20 protein-coding genes are annotated in these 23,599 nt (G+C 50.0%); 7 read left to right on the forward strand and 13 right to left on the reverse strand.

The genetic code is table 11. From position 1 onward, the window contains the following. Window positions 1–13 precede the first annotated feature (13 nt). The 10 genes from smc to GX364_09075 form a co-directional block, all read right to left on the reverse strand. A complete protein-coding gene (gene smc / locus GX364_09030; protein NLI70991.1) occupies window positions 14–3,568 on the reverse strand; it encodes a chromosome segregation protein SMC in 3,555 nt (1,184 codons plus the stop codon). 173 nt (window positions 3,569–3,741) lie between these two features. Beyond that, entirely contained in the window at window positions 3,742–4,437 is a 696-nt protein-coding gene (gene rnc, locus GX364_09035) for a ribonuclease III (GenBank protein NLI70992.1), read from the reverse strand. A 23-nt stretch (window positions 4,438–4,460) separates the two neighbouring features. Further along, a complete protein-coding gene (gene fabF, locus GX364_09040) occupies window positions 4,461–5,708 on the reverse strand; it encodes a beta-ketoacyl-ACP synthase II (GenBank protein NLI70993.1) in 1,248 nt (415 codons plus the stop codon). Between the two features lie 103 nt (window positions 5,709–5,811). Beyond that, a complete protein-coding gene (acpP, locus tag GX364_09045) occupies window positions 5,812–6,063 on the reverse strand; it encodes an acyl carrier protein (GenBank protein NLI70994.1) in 252 nt (83 codons plus the stop codon). 9 nt (window positions 6,064–6,072) lie between these two features. Then, window positions 6,073–6,819 carry a 3-oxoacyl-[acyl-carrier-protein] reductase gene (gene fabG / locus GX364_09050; protein ID NLI70995.1) on the reverse strand — a complete coding sequence of 249 codons (747 nt, stop codon included), beginning with the start codon at window positions 6,817–6,819 and terminating at the stop codon, window positions 6,073–6,075. Next, window positions 6,812–7,768: an ACP S-malonyltransferase gene (fabD, locus tag GX364_09055; protein ID NLI70996.1), complete on the reverse strand. Its 957-nt coding sequence runs from the start codon at window positions 7,766–7,768 to the stop codon at window positions 6,812–6,814. The genes fabG and fabD overlap by 8 nt, the downstream gene beginning before the upstream one ends. 89 nt (window positions 7,769–7,857) lie before the next feature. Then, window positions 7,858–8,847 carry a ketoacyl-ACP synthase III gene (locus tag GX364_09060; protein NLI70997.1) on the reverse strand — a complete coding sequence of 330 codons (990 nt, stop codon included), beginning with the start codon at window positions 8,845–8,847 and terminating at the stop codon, window positions 7,858–7,860. A 2-nt stretch (window positions 8,848–8,849) separates the two neighbouring features. Continuing rightward, window positions 8,850–9,848: a phosphate acyltransferase PlsX gene (plsX, locus tag GX364_09065; GenBank protein NLI70998.1), complete on the reverse strand. Its 999-nt coding sequence runs from the start codon at window positions 9,846–9,848 to the stop codon at window positions 8,850–8,852. Between the two features lie 153 nt (window positions 9,849–10,001). Then, on the reverse strand, window positions 10,002–10,181 hold the full coding sequence (gene rpmF, locus GX364_09070; GenBank protein NLI70999.1) for a 50S ribosomal protein L32: 180 nt from the start codon (window positions 10,179–10,181) through the stop codon (window positions 10,002–10,004). 10 nt (window positions 10,182–10,191) lie between these two features. Next, the gene (locus tag GX364_09075; protein NLI71000.1) at window positions 10,192–10,737 is read right to left on the reverse strand and encodes a DUF177 domain-containing protein; all 546 of its coding nucleotides are present in this window, start codon (window positions 10,735–10,737) and stop codon (window positions 10,192–10,194) included. A gap of 445 nt (window positions 10,738–11,182) precedes the next feature. On the opposite strand from GX364_09075, the gene GX364_09080 reads away from it, so the two are divergent. Then, the gene (locus GX364_09080) at window positions 11,183–14,323 is read left to right on the forward strand and encodes a mannose-1-phosphate guanylyltransferase/mannose-6-phosphate isomerase (GenBank protein NLI71001.1); all 3,141 of its coding nucleotides are present in this window, start codon (window positions 11,183–11,185) and stop codon (window positions 14,321–14,323) included. 43 nt (window positions 14,324–14,366) lie between these two features. On the opposite strand, the gene GX364_09085 is transcribed toward GX364_09080, so the two are convergent. Continuing rightward, entirely contained in the window at window positions 14,367–14,780 is a 414-nt protein-coding gene (locus GX364_09085) for a NusG domain II-containing protein (protein NLI71002.1), read from the reverse strand. 156 nt (window positions 14,781–14,936) lie between these two features. On the opposite strand from GX364_09085, the gene GX364_09090 reads away from it, so the two are divergent. The 6 genes from GX364_09090 (at window position 14,937) to GX364_09115 (ending at window position 21,196) form a co-directional block, all read left to right on the forward strand. Then, window positions 14,937–16,235, forward strand: a complete 1,299-nt coding sequence (locus tag GX364_09090; protein NLI71003.1) for a phenylacetate--CoA ligase — start codon at window positions 14,937–14,939, stop codon at window positions 16,233–16,235. A gap of 42 nt (window positions 16,236–16,277) precedes the next feature. Continuing rightward, window positions 16,278–16,706 (forward strand): ACT domain-containing protein, encoded by a 429-nt coding sequence (locus GX364_09095; GenBank protein ID NLI71004.1) that lies wholly within the window; start codon window positions 16,278–16,280, stop codon window positions 16,704–16,706. 40 nt (window positions 16,707–16,746) lie between these two features. After that, window positions 16,747–18,057, forward strand: a complete 1,311-nt coding sequence (locus GX364_09100) for a phenylacetate--CoA ligase (GenBank protein NLI71005.1) — start codon at window positions 16,747–16,749, stop codon at window positions 18,055–18,057. Then, window positions 18,054–19,832 carry an indolepyruvate ferredoxin oxidoreductase subunit alpha gene (iorA, locus tag GX364_09105; GenBank protein NLI71006.1) on the forward strand — a complete coding sequence of 593 codons (1,779 nt, stop codon included), beginning with the start codon at window positions 18,054–18,056 and terminating at the stop codon, window positions 19,830–19,832. Before GX364_09100 ends, iorA begins: the two co-directional genes overlap by 4 nt. Next, complete coding sequence (locus GX364_09110; GenBank protein NLI71007.1) at window positions 19,819–20,406, forward strand: indolepyruvate oxidoreductase subunit beta; 588 nt, start codon at window positions 19,819–19,821, stop codon at window positions 20,404–20,406. The genes iorA and GX364_09110 overlap by 14 nt, the downstream gene beginning before the upstream one ends. A 79-nt stretch (window positions 20,407–20,485) precedes the next feature. Next, entirely contained in the window at window positions 20,486–21,196 is a 711-nt protein-coding gene (locus GX364_09115) for a TVP38/TMEM64 family protein (protein ID NLI71008.1), read from the forward strand. A gap of 152 nt (window positions 21,197–21,348) precedes the next feature. Here the strand turns inward: GX364_09115 and GX364_09120 are convergent, their stop codons facing one another. Then, a complete protein-coding gene (locus tag GX364_09120) occupies window positions 21,349–22,500 on the reverse strand; it encodes a 3-hydroxyacyl-CoA dehydrogenase family protein (protein ID NLI71009.1) in 1,152 nt (383 codons plus the stop codon). A gap of 53 nt (window positions 22,501–22,553) precedes the next feature. Next, complete coding sequence (locus GX364_09125; GenBank protein NLI71010.1) at window positions 22,554–23,333, reverse strand: enoyl-CoA hydratase/isomerase family protein; 780 nt, start codon at window positions 23,331–23,333, stop codon at window positions 22,554–22,556. Between the last annotated feature and the right edge of the window lie 266 nt (window positions 23,334–23,599).

A 23,599-nucleotide genomic window follows, 5' to 3' on the forward strand; every position in this document is an offset into this window, starting at 1 on the left:
CCTTCATCAAATTTCAACTGGCTATCTCGTTGACTTTCATGGATATGATCTGTGAAATACCCGGTTCCGGCATGGTAACGCCGTAAACCACATCGGCTTTCTCCATCGTGCTTCTCCGGTGGGTAATAAAGATGAACTGAGAACCGGCGACGGCATCATCCATGAAATCAATGAATCTGGAAAGATTGCTATCATCAAGGGAGGATTCGATCTCGTCCAGGAAATAAAATGGAGCCGGTTTGTATCTGAAAAGCGCAAAGATAAGCGCTATGGCCGTAAGCGCTTTCTCCCCTGAAGAGAGCAAGGATATATTTCTCAAATTTTTCCCCGGAGGCTGGGCAACTATCTCGATACCGGAGTCGAGAATGGCTTCCGGATCGGTAAATTTCAAGATCGCCTGCCCGCCACCGAACAGCTCCACAAAGGTATCCCTGAAATGGCCCGCGATCTCTTCCAGCGCCTCGACAAGTTTGTTCATTATGCGTTCATCTATCTCTGCCAGGATATCTTTTACAGACTCCTCCCCTTCAATCAGATCTTTCTCCTGTTCCTGCAAAAAAGAGACCCTTTCCGTGATCCGTTCCAGCTCGTCTATGGCCCCGATACGCACCTGTCCCATCAACTCGATTTCTTCCTTCAGCCGATTGATCTCTTCCATGACCTCGGCCTCGTTATAATCAGGTTCGTCTATCTCCCTTGCCGGGTATGCATCGAACTTTTCCCTGAAAAGATTTTGCAGGTGCTCATATTCTGACTGCAGGCGGGTTTTCTCGATTTCCAGCCTGTGTTCTGCGCGTTCCAGCCTATGGCGCTTGTTTTTTCGGACCTGCTCCTCTTTCTCAAGTTCCTTCTTTTCGGCCATTCCCGTGTCATATTCCCGTCGAATATCTTCATATTCTATCGTTTTTTCCCTGCTTCCGGCTGCCAGTCGATCCATTTTCCTGACCTCTTCCGTTTTCTCCTCGCCCATCTCCACAAGAAGTTCCTCGATATGCACGATATTCCGATCCAGTTCGGCTATTTCATTTTCAACTTTCTGCAAATCGTTTCTGGTCAGCACCAGACGTTCAGCGAGATAATTGCGCTGTTCGGCAACCTTGTTATATTCTATTTTTTTCCGGGTGAGGGCGTCAGCAACGGCATCCCGGCCTTCGATGATGTGGCGATGTCTTTCCTTCATCTCATCGTGCGCTGATTCGAGGGTGGCGCTTCTTTTATTCAGTTGAAGCAACTCTTCACGCAGTGAATCCCCCCGTTCACACAGTTCACCCTCCTCCGTGACCAGGGATTCGGCCAAACTGAAGTGCATCCGTATATTTGCTTCCCGATGATCCTTCTCCTGGTCAAGGAGTGCCCTTTTCCTCTCCAGGGCCTCCATTTCCGCCTTCAGCTTTTCCACAAATTCTCGTGAATGCGCCTGTTTTTCTTCGTAAGCTCCGGTTTGTTTCTCAAGATGCCGCAGTTTCCCTGACAGCCCCTCCATTTCTTTTCGATCTCTGGCTATTTTGCTTTCAATTTTTTTGATTTCTTCCTCCCGATTCCATCTTCGGGTTTCTTCCTCTTTCCCCCCACCCCCGCGTATGGCACCACCGGGATATACAACTTCACCATCCAGGGTAACCGCATATACCGAATACCCCGATTCACGGGCCACGTCAAGCGCAGCTTCCAGATCCTCGGTCAGGTAGATATTCCCCAACAGCCACCTGCCGATCTCTTTGTATTCCGGATCCACATGACAAATCTCGAGGAAGGATCCTTTGTTACCGGGGACCCCCTTGATCTTTTCGGACATGGAAGCAACCCCGGCTTCAATTTTGCGAGCAGTGCTCAACGGAAAAACGGTGGCCCAACCCCTCCGTCCATTCTTGAGATAATTTACAGCCCGTACCGCCGCTTTCTCATCCGTGGCCACAACCCCGAAAACCTTCTCACCCAGCACCGCTTCAAGTGCGCCCCTGAACTCCGGAACAACAGCTATTTTGGAGAAGATGGCTCCCGGAAGTATCTTTTGCAAGGAAGAGTTGCCGAGCAATTCCTCCGATCCAATCTGAAATGAAGTCCTGCCATCTTCTTCAAGTTTTTTCAACAGCCACCGTTTATTTTCGCCCGCGGAAAGGCGCTCCCTGATCATTGCAAGCTGCTGCTCGATCGATGACTCTTTTTCTCTGGTTTTTTCCAGTACAGATTCGATTGCATCAATTTTCTGCAGCGTTTCACTCAAAAGCGTTTTTTTTGCCTGCCTCTCCCCCTCCACCTCCGAGGCTTTCCGGCCGATCGATCCAACCTTCTCTCGCTCATTTTCAATCTGCTCTTCGATATCTGCACGCTCCGACTCTATCCTTTCCTGCCGATGGACTATTTCAGCCAATGTCGCTTCCAGCGCCTCGATGCGTGTCGCGGTGGAAACAAGTTCCTGCTTGAGCTGTTCCATCTGCAGCAAAGACTCCTCGGTCCGGTAACGTTCATTTTCTTGCTGTAATTTATCCACTTCTTCCCGGATCATCTCTATTTCTTTCTTTTTTTCTGCAAGTTGTTCTTCGTGTTGTACACATGCATAGCCCAATTCCCGGGCTTTTCTCCCGTGATTGTCCCGGCTTTCCCTGTTCTCCTCCAGACGCCGAACCTGGTTCTGTTTTTTTTCTTCCAGCAGGCGCAACCTTCCCTCGATCTGTTCTTTTTCCTGCCAGGCAGCATTCAATTCCTTTTCAAGGGCACTCTTGCGATCTTCGACCTCTTCCAGCCGCCTTTCCGTCTCCTGCAATGATGCGACTGTCGTTGTTAAATCACTTATCACCCTGACCGTTTCATTTTTATTTTTTTCCAGCTTTTCGCTTACCTTTTCCACGAGCAATTTGTATTCACATATCCTGTGATTCAGAACAAGACTTTCCCTGGCCTTCAAAGTATCTCTGAGCTCCATGTAAGTTCGTGCCAGCTCTGCCTGCCCTTTCAACGGCTCGATCTGATTGTCCAACTCGTGGATCAGATCCCTGATCCGCTGCAAGTTGACGCGCATATCATCGAGCCTCAGGCGGGCCTCCCTCTTGCGATGCCTGTATTTCAACGTCCCTGCAGCCTCTTCTATCAGTTCCCTGCAATCCTCGGGCCTTGCAGAGATGATTTTCTCGACCCGGTTCTGTCCCACTATGGAATAGAATTCTTTGCCGACCCCTGTATCCATGAATAATTCTGCAATATCCTTCAGGCGGCAGGGGGTTTTGTTTATAAAATATTCGCTTTCACCGGAGCGGTACAGCCTGCGGGTGATTTCCATCTCGGCAAAATCAAGCTCGAGGTGGGAATCTACATTTTCAAAGCATAGGCTTACTTCCGCAAAATTGAGGGGTTTTCGTTCCTTGCTTCCACAAAAAATAAGGTCTTCCATCCGCCCCCCGCGCAGATCCTTGACACTCTGTTCGCCCAGAGCCCATCTGACGGCATCAACGATATTACTTTTCCCGCATCCATTGGGGCCAATTATCGCCGAGCTCCCCCTGGAAAACTCGATTGTAGCCTTGTCGGCAAAAGACTTGAAACCGAATATCTCGATTTTTTTCAAGTACAACTACATTACCCCTTTACAATCTTAGATCCATGTCCGCTGCTTTTTTTTCATCGCAAACCCACACGGGTTCTTCCCCGTGCCAATTCACCATCTATTATATTCTAATTCAAGGATGCAACTTCCTTCAAGGCCATCTCCACATATGCCATTCCCGGCATTTTACCGGGGCACCATCAATCATGCTCCAGTGCCTCCCAGGCAAATTTTGCCGCCGCCTGTTCGGCCGCTTTCTTGGTTTTACCGGATCCGGTACCGATCACTTTGCGGCCCAGTCGTACCTGAGCGATAAACACCTTATCGTGGTCCGGCCCCCTTGCGCTGATGATCCTGTAACGGGGAGTAATGGAATAACGCGACTGCATGTATTCCTGGATCAATGTTTTGAAATCCTCGTTCAGTCCCCCCCGGTCCCACATTTCAAAAATGGGCCCCATCAAGGACAGGACATGGTCATGAGCTACCCGGTAACCTTGATCCAAAAAAAGAGCGCCGATAAGCGCTTCCACCGCATCAGCCAGTATCGACGGGCGTGAATCGCCGCCGCTGGCAGCCTCACCTTTCCCCAGGCACAGGTATTGCCCCAGCTCCAGGCGCAGGGCGATCCGCACCAGTGATTTTTCGCAGACGATTTTTGCCCTCAACCTGGTCAGATCGCCTTCAGTTGCAAGGGGATAGGTTTTGAACAGATAATCGCTGACCACCAATTCAAGCACGGAATCTCCAAGAAATTCAAGGCGTTCATTGTGGTTCAATCTATCATCGGTTTCGTGTGCGTAGGAAGAATGAATCAATGCTTCCCTGTACAAATTCAGGTCATGAAAATTCCATCCCAGCTTCTTCAACAATTTGTGGACACTTTCAACAGCCAAGGCGCTCACCCGGTATATCCGTATTAAAATTCAAATCTTTTCAGTGCCAGACAGGAATTGGTACCGCCGAAACCAAAGGAATTTGACAGGGCACGATCAACTGTGGCTTCACGCATCTTCCCGGGTACATAGTCAAGGTCACATTCGGGGTCCGGGTATTCATAGTTGATCGTAGGCGGTATGACATGGTGCTTCAGGGTCATAAGGGTGGAGATAAGTTCAACGGCACCTGCGGCACCCAGAAGGTGGCCGAACATCGATTTGTTGGAACTTACAGCCAGCCTGCAAGCATGCTCGCCAAATAATTTTTTTATGGAAATGGTCTCGATCCTGTCGTTATGTGGCGTCGAAGTGCCGTGTGCATTGATATAATCGATCTGCCCGGGTTCCAGGCCGGCGTCGTCCAGAGCCCTTTTCATGCACAGAAAAGCCCCCCTACCCTCGGGATCAGGGGCAGTGATGTGATAGGCATCCCCGGACATGCCATAACCTACAATCTCCCCGTAGATATCTGCGCCTCTTTTTAGCGCACTGTCCAGCTCCTCCATGATCACGACCCCGGCGCCTTCCCCCATTACGAACCCATCGCGGCGTTCATCGAAAGGCCTGGAGGCCTCCCCGGGAGAATCATTGCGTGTGGAGAGGGCCCGTGCTGAACAGAACCCCCCGTAAGCCAGAGGGGTAATCGCTGCCTCTGCACCCCCGGCCACCATGCAATCGGCATCCCCTCTCTGGATGATCCGGAAAGAATCGCCAATGGAATGTGTTGAAGTTGCACAGGCGGTGACCGTCGTGTTGAGCGGGCCCCTTGCCTGCAGGTAGATGGAAATATAACCTGCAGCCATGTTGGCAATGAGCATGGGCACCATGAACGGGCTGATTCTGCGCGGCCCTTTTTCCATGAGTATTTTCATCTGTTCCTCGAAAGTACCGATACCGCCAATTCCGGACCCGACCGAAACCCCCAGCCGTTCTTTATCCAGATCATCATGGCCGTTCAGACCGGCGTCTTCCCATGCTTGCATGGCTGCATCCACCGCATATTGCGTGAACCTATCCATCTTTTTGGCTTCTTTTTTCTCGATGTACCTCAACGGGTCAAAATCTTTGACCTCGCCAGCAATCCTTGAGGAATAATCTGAAGGGTCGAAACGGGAAATCAGGTCAATACCATTTCTCCCGCTGATAAGGCCTTCCCAGAATGTCTCCCTGTTGTTGCCGATCGGTGAAACAACACCCACCCCGGTAACCACAACTCTTCTTTCTCTCACGATAACACCTCTTTGAATACCACTACCGGCCTTTTTATGTTCCGATCAAAAGGCCGGCTGTATATTGAAAATAAAAATACGCTGTATCTGAAGCGAAAAGGAACTATATTTTCGAGCTGATATGATTGACCACATCACCCACGGTCTTGATACCCTCTATTTCCTCATCGGTTATTTCGATATCAAATTCCTCCTCCAGAGCCATCACCAGTTCTACCAGATCCAATGAATCGGCATCCATTTCCTCGAACGTGGAGTCCAAAATAATATTGTCAATGTCAATATCCAGTTGCTCTGAAATTATCTCTTTTACCTTATCAAAGACAACCACTTCATTTGCACCCCCTTCCCACATTTTTATGTATTACAGAACCAGTCCTCCGTCAACAGGCAATACTTGTCCGGTTATATAGTCGGCATCGGCCACAAGAAACAATACAGCAGCTGCCACATCCTCGGGCTTGCCGATCCTTCCCAGGGGGATCCTTCTCAAGGATTCCTTCTGTATCCTGTCGGTCAATTGTGCCGTCATCTCCGTTTCAATAAAACCGGGAGCAACGGCATTGACGGTGATACCCCTTGAACCAAGTTCCCTGGACAGCGACCTGGTAAGAGCTATGACCCCGGCTTTGGAGGCGGCATAATTGGCCTGCCCGCTATTTCCGTATATCCCGGCTATCGAAGATATGTTGACAATCCGCCCACCGCTCTTCTGTTTCAACAGAGGGCGGATGATCGCCTGACAGCAATTGAACACCCCGGTCAGGTTGATATTGATAACATCTTCCCATTCTTCCTGTTTCATCATCACCATGATATTGTCCCTGGTGATACCTGCATTATTGATAAGTATATCAATCCTTCCATAATAATCAATAGTCTCCAGTATCATCCGATCGCATGATTGCCGATCGGCCACATCAGCCCTTACAATTATCCCCCGGCCACCTTCAGCTTCAACCATCTCCAGCACTTCCCGTGCCGCCTTCTCATTCTGCCGATAGTTGATGGCCATCGATGCCCCTTCACCGGCAAGCGCCTTCACGATAGCCCTGCCTATCCCCCGTGATCCACCGGTAACCAGGGCCACTTTTCCCTCAAGTTTAGGCATATTTCATGTTTCCCCTTTCCATGATCCTCTCTTTCGCCTGCAACCACGATTCCACGTCATCGATGCTTGAAGAGTTCACATCCGGCGATATCTTGTTCATGAACCCGGTCAGAACCTTTCCCGGGCCAACCTCCACGAAAGTATCGAATCCACCGTCAATCAGATTGACGATGGAATCCTCCCATCTTACCGTATTGCTGACCTGTTTTACCAAAGCTTCTTTGATCAGTTGCGGATCCGTTACAAAACTGCCCGATACATTGCTTACCAGGGGCACGGCCGGTTTTTCAATCTTGATTCTGTCCAGTTCCGCAGAAAGTTTTTTCTGAACCGGAAGCATGAGCTTGCTGTGAAATGGAGCGCTGACTTTGAGGATGACCATCCTTCTGGCCAGCTTCTCCTCCCCGGCAATCTCCATCGCCCTCTTTACCGCCTTGCTTTCCCCCGAAATAACTATCTGGCCGGGATAATTGAAATTGGCTGGCTGAACGATACCCAGGGAAGAAGCCCGCTTGCACATATTTTCGACATCCGCCCTCCCGGCCCCGATAACGGCCACCATCATCCCCTGCCCCGGCGGAACCGCCTCCTGCATGTAAATACCCCTTTTCTGCACCAGGGGCAATGCATCCTCCAGAGAAAAAGCTCCTGCAGCAACAAGGGCACTGTATTCACCCAGGCTCAGGCCAGCTACAGCATCCGGAACCAGGCCCTCTTCCCTCAGAACCTCGTGAATGGCAACGCTTGTAAGTAATATGGCTGGCTGAGTTATGGCCGTTCTGGAGAGGTCCTCTCCTCCGTTGAATATCAATTCAGATATGGGAAAATTTAAAATATCATCGGCACGCTTGAATATCCCACGGGCAACATCGTATTCATCGTAGAAATCCTTACCCATCCCTATGTACTGGGCACCCTGCCCCGGAAAAAGAAAAGCCACTTTTCCCACTTCATCAACGCTCCTTTTTTGAAACCATGGCGTTAGATTTAATGTTATCCGCAGTATAAAATATTATGCCACCACCGATTGCAAAATTATTACCATTCAAGAAGGACACCACCGCTAGTCAACCCTGCGCCAAAAGCAACCATGGCCACGAGATCACCTTTCTTCAATGTTCCATCTTCAACACTTTCATGCAGCGATATGGGAATGGAAGCCGCCGAAGTGTTGCCATACCGATCTATATTGATCGGCACTTTTTCCGCGGGCAACCCCAACCTTCTCCGCGCCGCTTCGATAATGCGGGAATTGGCCTGGTGCAGAAACAACAGATCGAGACTTTCCACCTCTTCATCGGCCTTCTTCAGCAGGTTGACGGTTATGTCTTCAATGACGCGAACCGCAAATTTGAAAATTTCATTTCCATTCATCCTCACGAAATGTTCCTTCCCCTTCACCGTCGTCTCGGAAGCCGGCAATCTGGATCCCCCGGCCGGCACAATGAGCATCTCCGCCCCGCTCCCATCCGAACGCAAATCCGTTGCGAGAAAGCCCCTCCCGGCATTCGTGGGTTGCAGGATGGCCGCACCGGCGCCATCCCCGAACAAGACACAGGTAGCCCGATCTTCCCAATCGACGATCCGGCTGATAATATCAACCCCGATGACCATGACATTTTCGCAAGTGCCACTTTCAACAAACTGCCTGCCAACAGCAAGGCCATATACAAATCCGGTACACCCGGCATTCAGATCAAAGGCCGCCGCCCTGGTCGCACCCATCGCATCCTGCACCACGCATGCTGTTGAAGGAACGGGAAAATCGGGGGTGCTTGTACAGACAATGATCAGGTCAATTTCCTCCGCATTCAATGCCGTCCCTTTCAAAGCCTGCATACCTGCATCCACGGACAGATCCGATGCAGCCCGTTCCTTTCCCAGAATACGCCGTTCCCTGATTCCGGTGCGGGAAACGATCCAGTTATCACTTGTCTCCACCATCTTTTCAAGATCCGAGTTGGTTAGACGTTTCTCCGGCAGAGATACGCCAACCGATGTTATCGCCGTTTTTAATAAACCTGGCATGATCAGAACCCTTTCCAGTCAATTTTCAACCCGGCTATGGATTCCTCTATCACATCGTTAACCCTGTTTTTGACCGAAGGAATAACCTGGTTTTTGATGGCCATCATTATTGCCCTCCGCCCCGATGAACCATGGCACTTTATGCAGATTCCCTTCACACCGATAAGAGGTGCTCCGCCGTACTCCACATCATCCATTTTAAGGCGAAAAGCATTGAAGGATGAAAATAAAGCGCGCGCCTCGTTTTCGCTGGCCATATTCTGCATGAATTGCTCTTTCAACCCTTCAAAGATTCCTCTGGATATTCCTTCGGCTGTTTTTAAAAAGATGTTTCCCACGAAGCCATCGCAGACGACCACATCCGTGTTTCCCTCAAAGATACCATAGGGTTCAATATTACCGGCAAAATTTTCCACATGGGAGGCAAACAGTTCGTATGTTTTTTTGACCTGCTCGTTACCCTTGTTGTTTTCGACACCCACGTTGAGCAAGGATATTTTCGGATTTTTCCTTTTTAGAACCTGCCGGGCGTATGCACTGCCCATAAATGCATATTGAAGCATCTGTTCAGGACGGGCATCCATGTTGGCACCAACGTCCAGGATAACCGCCGGTTCACCGTCAAAAACGGGGAAAGTGGTCAACAGGGCCGGACGGGACACCCCTGGAATCCTTCCCAGAAAAATAAGGCCCCCGGCCATCAACGCCCCTGTATTTCCCGCGCTTAGAATCGCATCGGCATCACCGCCACGAACCATTTCAAGAGCCATAACCATCGAGGCCCCTTTTTTGCGGCGGATGGAAATACCGGGGGTATCATCGCCGGTAATAACTTCCGGTGCATGGACCACCTCGATCCTGTTTCCTGGGATCCCCTCACCCGGGAGGAGTGGCTTTATCATTTTTTCCAGCCCGACCAATATTATTTTCAGGCCCTGATCCCGTGACAAAGCCTCCACGGCGCCCCTGACAATTTCCCCCGGAGCGTTATCGCCCCCCATGGCATCAATGGCTATCCTGACCAAAAGATATTGCTACCTCCATCCATTTCATTAACAATCAAGTAACAATCGAGTCAAAGAAAAAACAATACCGCCATAAACTGCCCTTTCAGGAAGCAAGCGCATTTCAGGCGGAATGGTTATGCGAGGTTATCAACCTTCGATCTCTACGACGTTTCTGTCCTTGTAAAAACCACATTTCATGCAGACGCGGTGGGGCAGTTTCAATTCGAAACAACGGGGACATTCCACCAGCTGTACTGCCTTCAACTTCTTCTGGGCACGCCTGTGGTCCCGCCGGGCCTTGGAAGTTCTCCTCTTTGGAACAGCCATCTTACTCCTCCTAACTGTTTTCTTCTTTATCCAATTTATCTTTCAAATCCTGCAAGATGGAAAAACGCGGATCGACATTCTCCTTCTCGCATTTGCATCTGATTTTGTTTCGATTTTCCCCACAGACGGGGCAGATCCCCAGGCAATCTTCACGGCAGAGGTCATTCAATCCCCTGGACAACTCGAACAACTGCCTGAAATATTCCCCAAGATCAATCAGACCACCCTTGACCGGAAGGCTTTCTTCCAGGTCTTCCATGGATGCCTCCCTTTCACCACCGGACAAATGCAGGCTCAACTCCTCCTGGAACGAGGATTTCATTCTTTTTTCAAACGGCTCCAGACAGCACGAACATTCCGCCTGATAGATCGCCTCCATCGTCCCCGAGATATAGACAGCCCCACGGTTGTAGTATGCTTCCATGTTTATCGTCAGTCTGCTGTCTGTGTCACCATTGATTCTTCCGACCCACCCCAATTCAACAGGATCTTTTTCAAAAGAAATATTGAACACTTTCAGGGGTTCATTCTCGAGCAAGCCAAGATCAAGAAACAAAGTTGTCCCTCCTGAAAAAAACTAATGCAATTATATAAACCTTTATTTTCTTTGTCAAGAAATAGAAAACGGGCATGGCAGGCCGTTTTAAAAATATTGTATGTTCAGGAAGGAGGATTTATCAGTCAAATTGAAGAACTCATGATTGAAACCGTTTCCAAAATCCGATCCCTGTATCTTGCAAACTTTTCCGGACTCAAGCAATTCGAAAATCCTGCAACGGTCCATTCCCTGGCCAGGTTTCCGGAACGAACGACAATCCGGCCTGGCCTGCGAAGCAATAATTGTACCTGACCACATGCCAATTGCACACGAGGCGATACACTCCTGTTGAATTAATGCCCAGAATAGCTTACCATTACTACCAGGGATCGTCAGGTGGATATAGTTTGAATTTAAAAGCGATAGGATGGAAAAACTAAATCTGGGGAGGGAGTTACATAAAATGTATGCTGTCATACTGGCTGGCGGCAGTGGAACACGCCTCTGGCCGTTAAGCAGGGAACAGTATCCCAAATACCATTTGCAAGTAGCTTCGGAAGGAACCGGAAGTCTTTTTGAGCAGACAGTCGCCAGGGTCAACACCCTGGTGCCCGAAGAGAAGATCATCGTCGTGACCCACGAGAACCAGAAAAGTGACCTTGCCACGGTCCTTGGCCGCAATGACAAACAGGCCGTTACCGTTATAGGTGAACCGCAAGCCCGCAATACCGCCCCCGCGGTGGGGCTTGCCGCATGGTTCCTGAATGCAAGGGATCCGCAAGCTGTGATGGCCGTCCTCCCCTCGGATCACTATGTGAAACCGGATGAACGATTCGTGGAGTTGCTTGAAAAAGCAAGCCATGCCGCAGCCAGATATGGCCTGGTAACCTTCGGTATCCGTCCGGATGCACCTGAAACCGGCTACGGTTACATCTGCTGCGGTGACCCTCTCGATTCTTCCACCTGTCTGGTTGACAGATTTGTAGAAAAACCTGACCTGGAGAACGCGCGCAAATTCATTCAAGACGAACGTTACCTGTGGAACAGCGGAATGTTCGTCTTTCATGTTCCATCACTGATGGATGAATTCCGCCGTCATCTCCCCGAAATTGCCGATCTGCTGGACCGGCTGGATCTCGAGCAATTCAGCAATCTGCCCGAAATATACGAACAGATGCCCTCGATATCGATCGACTATGGAATCATGGAGAAAGCAGAACGGATTGCAGTTATCCCTGCTGATATCAACTGGAGCGATGTTGGAAGCTGGGAATCATATTACCATATGCTCACCCATGATGAAAACAAGAATGCACTTCAGGGCCGGGTGCATGATGTCGATACCACCGGTTCGCTGGTTATATCCCCCGACAGGGTTGTCGGAACCATCGGATTGAAGAACATGATCGTCATTGACACCCCCGATGCCCTGTTGATCTGTGATCGAGATAAAACACAGGATGTTAGAACGGTTGTGGAAAAACTCAAGGAAGAAGATGCAGAGGAAGCTTCCATACATAGAACCGTATACCGCCCGTGGGGCAGCTACACGGTCATTGCCGACGGTGAGGGCTTCCAGGTGAAGACCATCATCGTCAACCCCGGGCATCGGCTCAGCCTGCAACGACATCGTTACCGTTCCGAGAACTGGGTGGTGGTCAACGGGACTGCCCGTGTAACCCTTGACGAGAGCGTGCATGACCTCTCGCCGGGCGAAAGCATTTTTATCCCGATCGGCAGCCTGCACCGGCTGGAAAATACCACCGGGGAGATGGTCCAGATCGTCGAGGTCCAGAACGGAAGTTACCTGGGTGAAGATGATATTGAACGCATTTCGGATGATTATGACCGTGTCAACAATCCCGGCACGGTAAATGATTCCCCTGCAAGGAACAACTTTCAAACCATGTATGAAAAATGGCTCAACCATCCCGGGCTTGATGAACGGACAAAAAAGGAGCTTCTGGACATCGGTGATGACCCGGAAGAAATAGAAAACCGTTTTGCCTCGGAACTCCAGTTCGGGACAGGGGGTTTCAGGGGCATCATCGGTGCCGGGCCCAACCGCATCAACAGTTTTGTTGTCCGCCGGGCCACGCAGGGACTGGCCAACTACATCAATGACACCTATCCGGAAGAGCCGGATAAAAAAGTGGCCATCGCCTACGATTCACGCCATTTTTCCAGGGAATTCGCCCAGGACGCGGCCCTTGTCCTCTGTGCCAACGGGATCAAAGCCTGCCTCTTCGAGGAGCTGAGGCCCACCCCGCTGCTCTCCTTTGCCATCAGGGAACTTGGTTGCCTGGCCGGTATCGTCATTACCGCCAGCCATAACCCTTCCCGCTACAATGGCTACAAGGTTTATGGCCGTGACGGGGGACAGGCAGTTCCCTCCCTGACTGCAAAGTTGACCGAATACATCGCCAGGGTGGATGTTTTTGATGATGTCAAACATATCTCCCGTGATGAAGCGGAGCGGAAAGAACTTCTCATCGCCGTGGGTAAGGAGATCGATGACCTCTATCTGGCAAATGTAAAAACGCTATGCCGCCACGAAGGCAACAAGGATCTTCGCATTGTTTACACTCCCTTGCATGGAACAGGTTATCCCCTTATCCCCAGGCTACTGGAAGAACTCGAATACAGGCATCTATTCATGGTTCCGGAGCAAGTATCGCCTGATCCCGATTTCCCCACGGTAAAAACGCCCAATCCCGAAGACAGGGAAGTTTTTACCATGGCGCTATCCCTGGCCAGAAAGGAAAATGCCGAAATAATCCTGGCCACCGACCCCGACTGTGACCGGGTCGGGTGCGCGGTGAAAGACAAGCACGGGGAATATACCCTCCTCAACGGCAACCAGATCGGGGCTCTGCTGGTCAATTATCTCCTGCAAGGGATGAAAGAGGATCATTCCCTGCCTTCCAACGGTGTCATTATAAAAACAATTGTTACCGGAAACCTTGGAAAAGTGATTGCCACTGACTACGGTATCGAAACTATTGAAACCCTTACCGGCTTCAAATTCATCGGTGAGAAGATCAAAGAATTTGAAGAAAGCGGAACCAGGGAATTCATCGCCGGTTATGAAGAAAGTTATGGCTACCTGGCCGGTACTTTTGTAAGAGACAAGGATGGCGTGATATCTGCCGCCCTGATCACCGAGATGGCCGCTTATTATCGGTCTCGAGGCAAATCTCTCCTGGATGTACTGGAAGAGCTCAATCAAAAATACGGTTATTTTATCGAGGAACTTCAATCCATCGAACTGGAGAATCCTGCCGAGGCCGAAAAGATGATCCGTGTTCTGTCCGAGGTGAACCTGGACAGGATTGCCGGTATAGCAGTCGCGGAAAAGAAAGATTTCATGAAAGGCAAAGCCATCGAGCCACGGACCATGGCCACCAGGGATCTTCCTTTTCCCCGAACGGAAGCAATCCTTTTTGATCTGGAAGACGGTTCCTGGTTCTGCGTCCGGCCATCCGGAACCGAACCCAAGTTCAAGATCTACTATTCTACCAACGGCAAAAACTACGGCGAAGCCAGACAGCGGATGGACCGCCTGACGGAAGAAGTTCAGGTAATCCTTGAAAGCAAAAAATAGATATCAATCCGTTCCGGGCTCCAGACAGGTTCGCAGACCTTCTTCAACGGGCAATAATGTCATAATCGGGGTCTGGCCCTGCGGGGATATGAATAACAATCATGATTCGATTTGGCAAGCAGACGATACTTTCGCCATGATGTTCGATCCAGCCCGTATGCGAACAGATACCTCGCGGGCAAAGATCCCTGTCCAGGGGAAGCATCCTTGCCTTGCCCTTGCGGATCTCTATCATCGCTTCATGTTCGTTCCCGGGCCCGAAATTTATGGTGACCAGATCCTCATAATCCCTTGTCAATGATCTTTCTTCCACCATATTGTTTTCAACATAAATCCTCAGATATTTCAGATCCGCGTTGTTCCTGCCGGAAAGATTGAAATAGAGGCCCCCCAGACCGACAAGAAGGAAAAGTATGATCGTGAAAAAGTCCCCCCAGACCAGCCGTAAACGCTTCATGACCCCTCCTTTACCTCCAAAATTATAACATAAATCATCAAAATACAATAAAACCCGAAATTGTTTTTGAAATCTGTTAAAATAAGATGTGTAATTATTTCGGGATGCTGTATGGAACGGATCGCCGTAAATTATCTGGAAGAGGAGAAAAAAAATATGTGGAACCCGGAACATGAAATGATGGATAGAGAAAAACTCGATTTGTTGCAGTACATTCGCCTCAAAAATACCCTTGAAAGAGTCTACCGGCTGGTTCCCCATTACAGGAAATCTTTCGACAGCAAGGGCCTGGAACCGGGTGATGTTCGTCAGCTGGAAGACATCGCCATCCTCCCCTTTACACACAAGGATGACCTGCGGGAGCATTACCCTTTCGGGCTGTTTGCCACGGATTTCAACGAAGTGGTGCGCATTCATTCCTCGTCCGGCACGACAGGAATTCCCGTCGTGGCCGGTTATACCAGGCATGATCTCGATATCTGGACAGAGCTGATGGCACGCACGCTGGTCAGTGCCGGTGGCAACAAAAATTCCGTCATCCATATTGCGTATGGATATGGCCTTTTCACCGGCGGTCTGGGAGTACATTACGGGGCCGAGAAAATCGGGGCCACGGTCGTCCCTATCTCCGGCGGACAGACAAAGCGTCAGGTGCGCATGATGAAGGATCTGGGAACAACATTGCTGGCCTGTACCCCCTCTTACGCCCTCAACATCGCTGAAACCATTACCGAGATGAATATAGAACCCGAAGAATTGAATCTTGAATCCGGTCTTTTCGGTGCCGAGCCATGGTCCAACAGTATGAGGGAATTGCTGGAACAAAAATTGCATATTGATGCCTATGATATCTATGGTTTGAGCGAAATTATCGGACCGGGCGTATCCAGTGAATGTTATGTCCAGGATGGCCTGCACATCCATGAAGACCATTTTATTCCTGAAATAATAGATCCTCTCACCGGTGAAGTCCTTCCCGATGGTACCACGGGCGAACTTGTTCTCACCACCATCACGAAGGAAGCCCTGCCCATGATCAGATACCGAACCGGTGATATCACCTCGATAAATCGGCGGGTCTGTGTCTGCGGGCGTACCCATGCGCGGATGTCCAAGATCGCCGGAAGAACCGATGATATGATCATCGTAAGGGGTGTGAATGTCTTTCCCTCGCAAGTAGAAAGCATTTTGTTGGATATCGGCCAGACGGAACCCCATTATCAGCTCATCGTTGATCGGGTCGGTGCTCTGGATACCCTTGAAGTCCAGGTGGAAGTTTCCCAACAGCTTTTTTCCGACAAGGTCAGGGGCCTGGAGGAACTGGAAGCCGTGATCAGCGGGGAAATAAACAACCTGCTCGGCATCACGGCAAAGATCAAGCTTGTCGAACCAAAGACCATTCACCGCAGTGAAGGAAAAGCGCAGCGCGTGATAGACCGCAGGGTTTTCAAGTGATTGACGTGCGTTTCACCAAACCAAATTACAGGAGGAATTCAAATGATCAAGCAGATATCAATTTTTCTGGAGAACAAATGTGGGCGGCTGGTAAAAGTAACGCAGGTCCTGGGAGAACACAAGATCAACATCCGTGCCCTTACAATCGCCGACACCTCGGACTTCGGTATATTGCGTATCATCGTCGATGATCCGGACAGAGCACTCGAAGTGTTGAAAAAAGAAGGTTTTATCGTTACCGTTACAGAAGTGGTCGCCATCGAAGTTCCCGATCATCCCGGCGGCCTGGCCCGGATTCTCGAATATCTTGAGGGAGAAAAGATAAACATCGAATACCTTTATTCCTTTGTGGAAAAACCTGCCCAGGATGCGCTGATCCTGATGCGTCTCGAGGATGCGCAGAAAGCGGTAAAGATCCTCAGGGAAAAGAACGTCAACGTTCTGGACGGCAAGCGAATCTATTCCCTTTGAGGCAGACCAAACAATTCATGCAGATGGGAGTTGAACACACATGCAGAAGTGGCAAGAAAACGATTATATTTCAGCGGCCGACCTTCTGGCACTGCAGGAACATAAACTCTCTGCCATCGTAAAACACGCTTCCCGAAGCCCGTTTTACAAAGAATATTTCAAAAAAGAAGGTATCGATCCAAAGAAGATAAAGAAGATCGATGACCTGAAATCACTGCCTTTTACCACCAAGGCTGACCTGCGCAAAAGCTATCCCTATGGAATGGCCGCCGTCCCCATGGACAGGATAGTGCGCATTCATGCCTCCTCCGGTACCACGGGCAAGCCCATCGTGATGGGATATACGAAGGGCGATGTCGCCTCCTGGGCAGAAACGGTGGCCCGCATATGCGTGATGGCCGGCGTCACACCCGCAGATACAGTCCAGATTTCTTTTGGTTACGGACTGTTTACCGGGGGCTTCGGGCTTCATTATGGCCTGGAAAAACTGGGAGCCATGGTGGTCCCTTTTTCCAGTGGCAATACCGAAAGACAGCTCATGCTGATGAAAGACTTCCGCACCACTGCTCTTGTCAGCACACCCTCTTTTGCCCTCTACATGGCCGAGGTGGCCCTGGAAAAAGGGATAGAACCGTCCAGTCTTGGCCTGCGCCTGGGACTCTTCGGCGGTGAACTCTGTTCCGACCTGATCAGGGAAGAAATTCAACGAAAATGGAAAATCAGAGCCACTTCCAACTACGGCCTTACCGAGGTGGGTGGCCCCGGAGTTTCCGGTGAATGTGAAGAGCTCGATGGGATGCATATTCTTGAAGATTGTTTCTTGGCCGAAATCATAGACCCCGAGACGGGACTTTCACTTCCCGACGGGGAGGCAGGGGAACTGGTACTCACCCCTCTTTTCAAAAAAGGATTCCCCGTAATACGTTACCGCACCGGGGATATAACCCGCTTTATCACCGAACCGTGCAAATGCGGCCGTTCCTTGAAAAGGATGGGTCACATCACCGGCCGCACAGATGATATGATTATCTTCAAGGGAGTAAATATCTTCCCCTCGCAGATCGAGGAGGTACTGGCCACGTTCAACGAGGTGTCGTCACATTATCGCCTGATAGTATACAGGGACAAAGATATCAACAGGGATCTGGAAGTTCAGGTGGAACTGGCGCCGGAAGGGTTTTCAGATAGTTTCCGCGTGATGGAGCTTCTGGAAAACAATATCCGCTCCAGCCTCCGTTCCTCTCTATCCGTCTCCCCCCGAGTCAAGTTGATGGATCCAAAAACATTGCAGCGTACAACCGGCAAGAGCCAACGTGTCTTTGTAGTTGAAGGAGATGAAACACTTCCATGACCGGAGAGATCATGACGGGAAATGAAGCTATTGCCAGAGGTGCCTTTGAAGCCGGTGTCACCGTGGGCACTGCATACCCCGGAACCCCCAGCACGGAAATACTGGAAAGCCTGGCCCGCTATCCAGGGATTGAATGTAACTGGTCCGCGAACGAAAAAGTGGCGCTGGAAGTGGCCATCGGTGCTTCCCTTGAAGGAGCAAGGGTCCTCGCTGCCATGAAACATGTAGGTGTCAACGTCGCCGCGGATCCTCTTCTGACCCTTTCCTATATCGGTGTCGGTGGCGGCCTGGTCCTGGTTAGCGCGGATGACCCCGGAATGCACAGTTCACAAAATGAACAGGATAACCGACACTATGCCCGTTTTGCCAAAATACCGCTGCTGGAACCCTCCGACAGTCAGGAAGCAAAAAATTTCGTGATCGCTGCCATGGACATAAGTGAGGAATATGACACCCCGGTGATGCTCAGAACAACCACGCGCATCTCCCATTCCCGCACCGTGGTGAAACTTGGTGAACGGACAACAACGGGAAATAGGAAATATCAAAAAAAGCCGGCCAAGCACGTGATGCTTCCCGGTTTTGCACGCCAGAGGCATCCTTTCGTTGAAAAACGGCTTCTTGCCCTGGCGAACGAGGCAGAAAAATCACCTTTCAACCGTATAGAAACAGGCACCAGCAATGAAATAGGCATCATCTGTTCTGGAATAGTCTATCAGTACGTCAAGGAAGCCTTTCCTTCCTTTCCGGTACTGAAACTGGGGTTTACCTTCCCCCTTCCTGTAAAGTTGATCGAGAAATTTTGCAGCGAGGTGGAAAAAATACTGGTGATCGAGGAACTTGATCCTTTCATGGCGGAACAGATCAAAGCACATGGCATCCGTATATCGGGATATTCCCTTTTTGCGCCGATCGGCGAACTGAGCCCGGAAATCATCCATGATAGAATTTCCCGTTTTCAAAAAAATGTCAATCCTGCTTCCGCCGAAGCCCCCCCGGAAAAAACAATCCCCCAGCGTCCACCGATACTCTGCCCGGGTTGTTCGCATCGTGGAATCTTCTATACTTTAAAAAAGTTGAAATTGCGTATTGTCGGCGACATAGGTTGTTATACCCTTGCCGCCCTCTATCCCCTTCAAGCCATGGATACCTGCGTATGCATGGGAGCCAGCATCGGGATGGCCCTCGGGATGGAAAAAGCCAACCCCCGAACATCCATGCAGACAGTGGCTGTTATAGGCGATTCAACATTCCTGCACTCGGGAATTACCCCCCTCATAGATGCCGTTTACAATGACTCTTCGATAACCGTGATCATCCTTGACAATAGCACCACCGGAATGACCGGCCATCAGGAACATCCGGGTACAGGGACAACCTTGCAGGGGAAAAAAAACAAAGCCGTGAATATTGCCGCCCTCTGCCGCGGCCTGGGAATAGAAAGGGTTGTGGAGACGGATACCTCCGATCTGGACACACTGCGCCGGATAATTGAAAAAGAAGTAGCAAGCAGGGAACTTTCCGTGATAGTCTATCGGCGGCCATGCATTCTGAAAAGCAGAACTTCCTCCGACCCTTTGCACATAGATCCCGAAAAATGCAATGGTTGCAAAGCCTGCTTGCAGCCAGGCTGCCCTTCTATACGTTTTCTGGACGGGAAAGCCCTTATCGATCCTGGCACATGCACAGGTTGCGGCCTCTGCCGACAACTTTGCAAGAGAGATGCTATCGGAATACGGAAGAAAGGTGGGAACCGGGGACATGAAAAAGATTGATATTCTGGTCGTCGGTGTCGGGGGCCAGGGAACCATCCTCACCGGAAAGATTATCTCACAAGTGGCCCTCCATGAGGGTATGGACGTAAAAACTGCTGAAACATATGGTATGGCACAACGGGGAGGCAGTGTCGTCACCCATGTGCGGATCGCCAGCAGGGTCTATTCACCGCTGATTCCCGCCGGAAGTGTGGACTACCTGCTAGCCTTTGAACAACTGGAGGCCCTGCGCTATCTTCATCTCCTGCGCCCCGACACCACGTTGATCATAAACACCCAGGCGTTGGCTCCGCCATCCGTTCTTGCCGGGCGGGAACTCTATCCGGAAAACATTCCGGAAAAAATTGAAGACCGTTTTCCCCAGGCTTGCTTTGTCAACGGGCTACAGGAAGAATCGGTCAAGGAAAACAAGAGGGTCTTGAACGTCTTCCTGGTTGGCATCCTTGCCAGCATGCTCCCCTTTTCTGCAGAAAGTTGGAAAAATGCTCTTGGGGACACTGTCCCGGCAAATTTTCTGCCCATGAATACGGATGCTTTTGATGCAGGATACCGCTGGGGCTTGAAAACAAAATGAAATTACGGCAATATTTTTCCCATGCCCTTCTATATTGGATCGAATTAATATATCATATGTTTGAAGGAGTGATGCCCGAATGGTAAAAAACAAAGAAAACAGAACCAGTCTAGCCGAAATCTTGCAGAAAGTATCGATCGTCCTGATGATACTCATGGTGGCCGCGGGAGTTTTTTTGTTTTTCAAATATCGCCCCACCTACCAGCAGCTTGTAGATTTTACACCCAAGAACCCATGGCTTGGAGCCTTCGTGATCATCGCCATCTATGTTATCAAATCATTCTCACTCTTTATTCCCCTGCCAATATTTTTCCTTGCTGTAGCAATAATCTATGACCCCGTACCGGCCTTCATGATCAACCTTGCCGGGGTCGTCCTCAGCCTTTCACTTCCATACTATATTGGTAAATTCTCGGGCAGCTTGCTCCTGGAAAGGCTTACAACCAAGTATCCCAAAGTCAAGAAAATCGATGAAATAAAAACAGGCAACGAGGTTCTATTGAGCTTCATCCTGAAACTGTCGGGCGTATTTCCATGTGATCTGAGCAGCCTCCTGCTCGGCACCATGAACATCAATTACAGAAAATTCATGATCGGTGCCATTCTCGGTCACCTGCCGCATATCGTGGCCTGGACTTTCCTGGGGGATTCACTCGACCTGAGTTCTCCCCAATTCTATCTGGCCATCGCCGGAATCATCATCGTGATCGTCGGTTCCACCATTATTTACAGGAAAGTGGCCGCCAGGAAAGCTGGCGGAGAAACCGCCGGGACAGATTTCAAGAATTGAGGATTGCAAGATCCGTTCATACCCTGTTCAATTCACTGCTTTTTCAACAACCATCCCGGAAAATGCACTTCCGCATGAATACAAAAACCCGGCATCATCGGTCACAGACACCGCATGATGCCGGGCAATAACATCCCTTGCTGTTACACAGGCTATACCTGGATATCTCCCTTTTTCATCGTCTCGGTAGGCTTGAAAACATCTATGGGGAACTCCTTGTAAAGCTCTTCAAGCTTCTCCAGAAGTGCCGGGTAACCTACCCCCGAAGCGATGGCGAAAGGCCCTATGGGTGTCCCCCCACCGTTGGCCATGGCCAGGTCGATTTCCTGCGGGGTGTCAGCCACACCCTCCTCCAGGAGTTTGGTAGCTTCATTGACCTGAAGGGCCACCAGGTGGTTGGCATCGTACTGTGATGTGGCCTTGTCAAGATCTATTTCAGGCCGACCGGTAGACCAGTCGTAGATTCCTTTACCGGTTTTCTTTCCAAGGTTACCGGCTTTCACATAGGCCATGAGCGCCTCGGAAGGCTCGTAGTCCTTGGAAATTTCCTTGGCAAAATAGATCATGCCGTTCACAGCGATATCGATACCCGCAAAGTCCATCAATTCGAACGGAGCCATGGGCATCATGGCCTTGAAGGCTGCGTCAAATTCTTCCGGTGAAGGCGAACCTTTTTCCAGAATCTTGGAAAGCAGCAGAAGGGTCGGCTCATTGACACGGTTGAAAATAAAGCCGGGTGAATCCTTCTTCACGATCACGGGAACCTTCTTGATGCTTTCTGCCAGATCATAGGCGACCTGGATAGATTCATCGGATGATTTTTCGCCGCGGACGACTTCTACCAGTCTCATCAGCACTGCCGGGTTGAAAAAGTGATATCCGATCACCTTCTCCGGCCTGTTGGTCGCTTTGGCAATATCCGTGATTTTGATATAGGAAGTGTTGGAAGCCAGGATAGCCTGTTCGGGAGCAAACTTGTCAAGATCCGTAAAAACACTTTGCTTGAGATCCAGTTTTTCCGGAACAGCCTCGATCACGAAATCCGCATCCTTCACTGCTTCTTCAATACTGACGGTAGTTGACAGAGATGATAGTGCCTTTTCGTATTCCTCCTCTGACATTCTACCCCTATCCTTGAATCTGTTGAAACTGTCCTTGATCCCGGCCACACCTTTATCCACGAATTCCTGCTCTATATCACGCATGGTTACCGCATAGCCACCCCTTAAAAAGGCAGCCGTGATACCATGCCCCATCGCGCCGGCACCAATTACAGCAATTTTCTTTACATCCTCAGCTTTCATTGTACATCCCTTTCCTTTTTATTTTTTTAAACAGGATTACTGTATCCTCCCCGCTAGCGCCCTTTCCATTGGGGTTCCCGTTTTTCCATGAAAGCGGCTATCCCTTCCTGGAAATCCTCGGTCTGCATCAAGAAACCCAGTGCTTCCTGTTCCAGCTTCAGGCCGGATTCCAGATCTGTATCCATCCCTTTGTTCACAACTGACTTGATCTTGCGCAGCCCCAGTGGAGCCTTTGAAGCCAATTTTTCGGCAAACGCCATTACCGCGCCATCAAGTTCTTCCATGGGCAAAACCTCATCAGCCAGGCCGATTTCCTTGGCCTCCTTGCCATTCACCGTATCCCCTGTCAAGATCATCTTCTTGGCCAGAGGCAGGCCGATCCTCCGTGGGAGTCGCTGGGTGCCACCCCACCCGGGGAGCAGGCCCCGGTTGATTTCGGGCAGGCCAAGCTCGGAGTTCTCGGAAGCGAAAATAAAATCACAGGCCAGCGTGACCTCGCAACCACCACCCAGGGCAACCCCGTTTACCATGGCAATGACGGGCTTCTCATAACTGGCCAGCATTTCCACGATGGGTTCGACGGGGGAGGTTTCCGAGAGATCCCATCCTGCAGAGAAACAGTACCTGATTTCCTCCTTGCCATCTTTCTCCCTGATGCGTGGGTTGCCGGTTATAACCAATACCCTTATCTCATCATCCTCGGCAATCTCTTCAAGAACCTGCTTCACTTCCAGACCCAATGTAGAGTTGATAGCATTGAATCTATGAGGACGGTTCAAGATGATTTTGGCAACATAACCCGACTTCTCGACAATAATTGTTTCAAAACCCATACACATATCACCTGCTTTTATTATTTGATTATTTAATATATTCTACAATTATCACTGATATCCTTCCATTTGAAAACAAAAGCTGGGAAATGGTGCAGATGTTCAGGATTTGCCATTATAATGGAGATAACCCGGCCGGGATCGGAGAGACGCAGATAAAACAGAAAGGGGATGCCTCGATGTTGAAATTCGAGACACCCCTTTTCCTGTCAAACGGATTACTTGCCGATACGGGGCATTCTGGCTCGCCATTTTTCAGAATGGAG

It is taken from the genome of Bacillota bacterium (genome assembly GCA_012518215.1).
Lineage (GTDB): Bacteria > Bacillota > Dethiobacteria > DTU022 > PWGO01 > JAAYSV01.

Coding starts and splice junctions, on each gene's coding strand:
- acpP (NLI70994.1), bottom strand. CDS start 6,063: ATGTGGGAAGGGGGTGCAAATGAAGTGGTTGTCTTTGATAAGGTAAAA.
- fabG (NLI70995.1), bottom strand. CDS start 6,819: ATGCCTAAACTTGAGGGAAAAGTGGCCCTGGTTACCGGTGGATCACGG.
- GX364_09060 (NLI70997.1), bottom strand. CDS start 8,847: ATGCCAGGTTTATTAAAAACGGCGATAACATCGGTTGGCGTATCTCTG.
- plsX (NLI70998.1), bottom strand. CDS start 9,848: ATGGGGGGCGATAACGCTCCGGGGGAAATTGTCAGGGGCGCCGTGGAG.
- rpmF (NLI70999.1), bottom strand. CDS start 10,181: ATGGCTGTTCCAAAGAGGAGAACTTCCAAGGCCCGGCGGGACCACAGG.
- GX364_09080 (NLI71001.1), top strand. CDS start 11,183: ATGTATGCTGTCATACTGGCTGGCGGCAGTGGAACACGCCTCTGGCCG.
- GX364_09085 (NLI71002.1), bottom strand. CDS start 14,780: ATGAAGCGTTTACGGCTGGTCTGGGGGGACTTTTTCACGATCATACTT.
- GX364_09090 (NLI71003.1), top strand. CDS start 14,937: ATGTGGAACCCGGAACATGAAATGATGGATAGAGAAAAACTCGATTTG.
- GX364_09095 (NLI71004.1), top strand. CDS start 16,278: ATGATCAAGCAGATATCAATTTTTCTGGAGAACAAATGTGGGCGGCTG.
- GX364_09100 (NLI71005.1), top strand. CDS start 16,747: ATGCAGAAGTGGCAAGAAAACGATTATATTTCAGCGGCCGACCTTCTG.
- iorA (NLI71006.1), top strand. CDS start 18,054: ATGACCGGAGAGATCATGACGGGAAATGAAGCTATTGCCAGAGGTGCC.
- GX364_09110 (NLI71007.1), top strand. CDS start 19,819: ATGAAAAAGATTGATATTCTGGTCGTCGGTGTCGGGGGCCAGGGAACC.
- GX364_09115 (NLI71008.1), top strand. CDS start 20,486: ATGGTAAAAAACAAAGAAAACAGAACCAGTCTAGCCGAAATCTTGCAG.
- GX364_09120 (NLI71009.1), bottom strand. CDS start 22,500: ATGAAAGCTGAGGATGTAAAGAAAATTGCTGTAATTGGTGCCGGCGCG.
- GX364_09125 (NLI71010.1), bottom strand. CDS start 23,333: ATGGGTTTTGAAACAATTATTGTCGAGAAGTCGGGTTATGTTGCCAAA.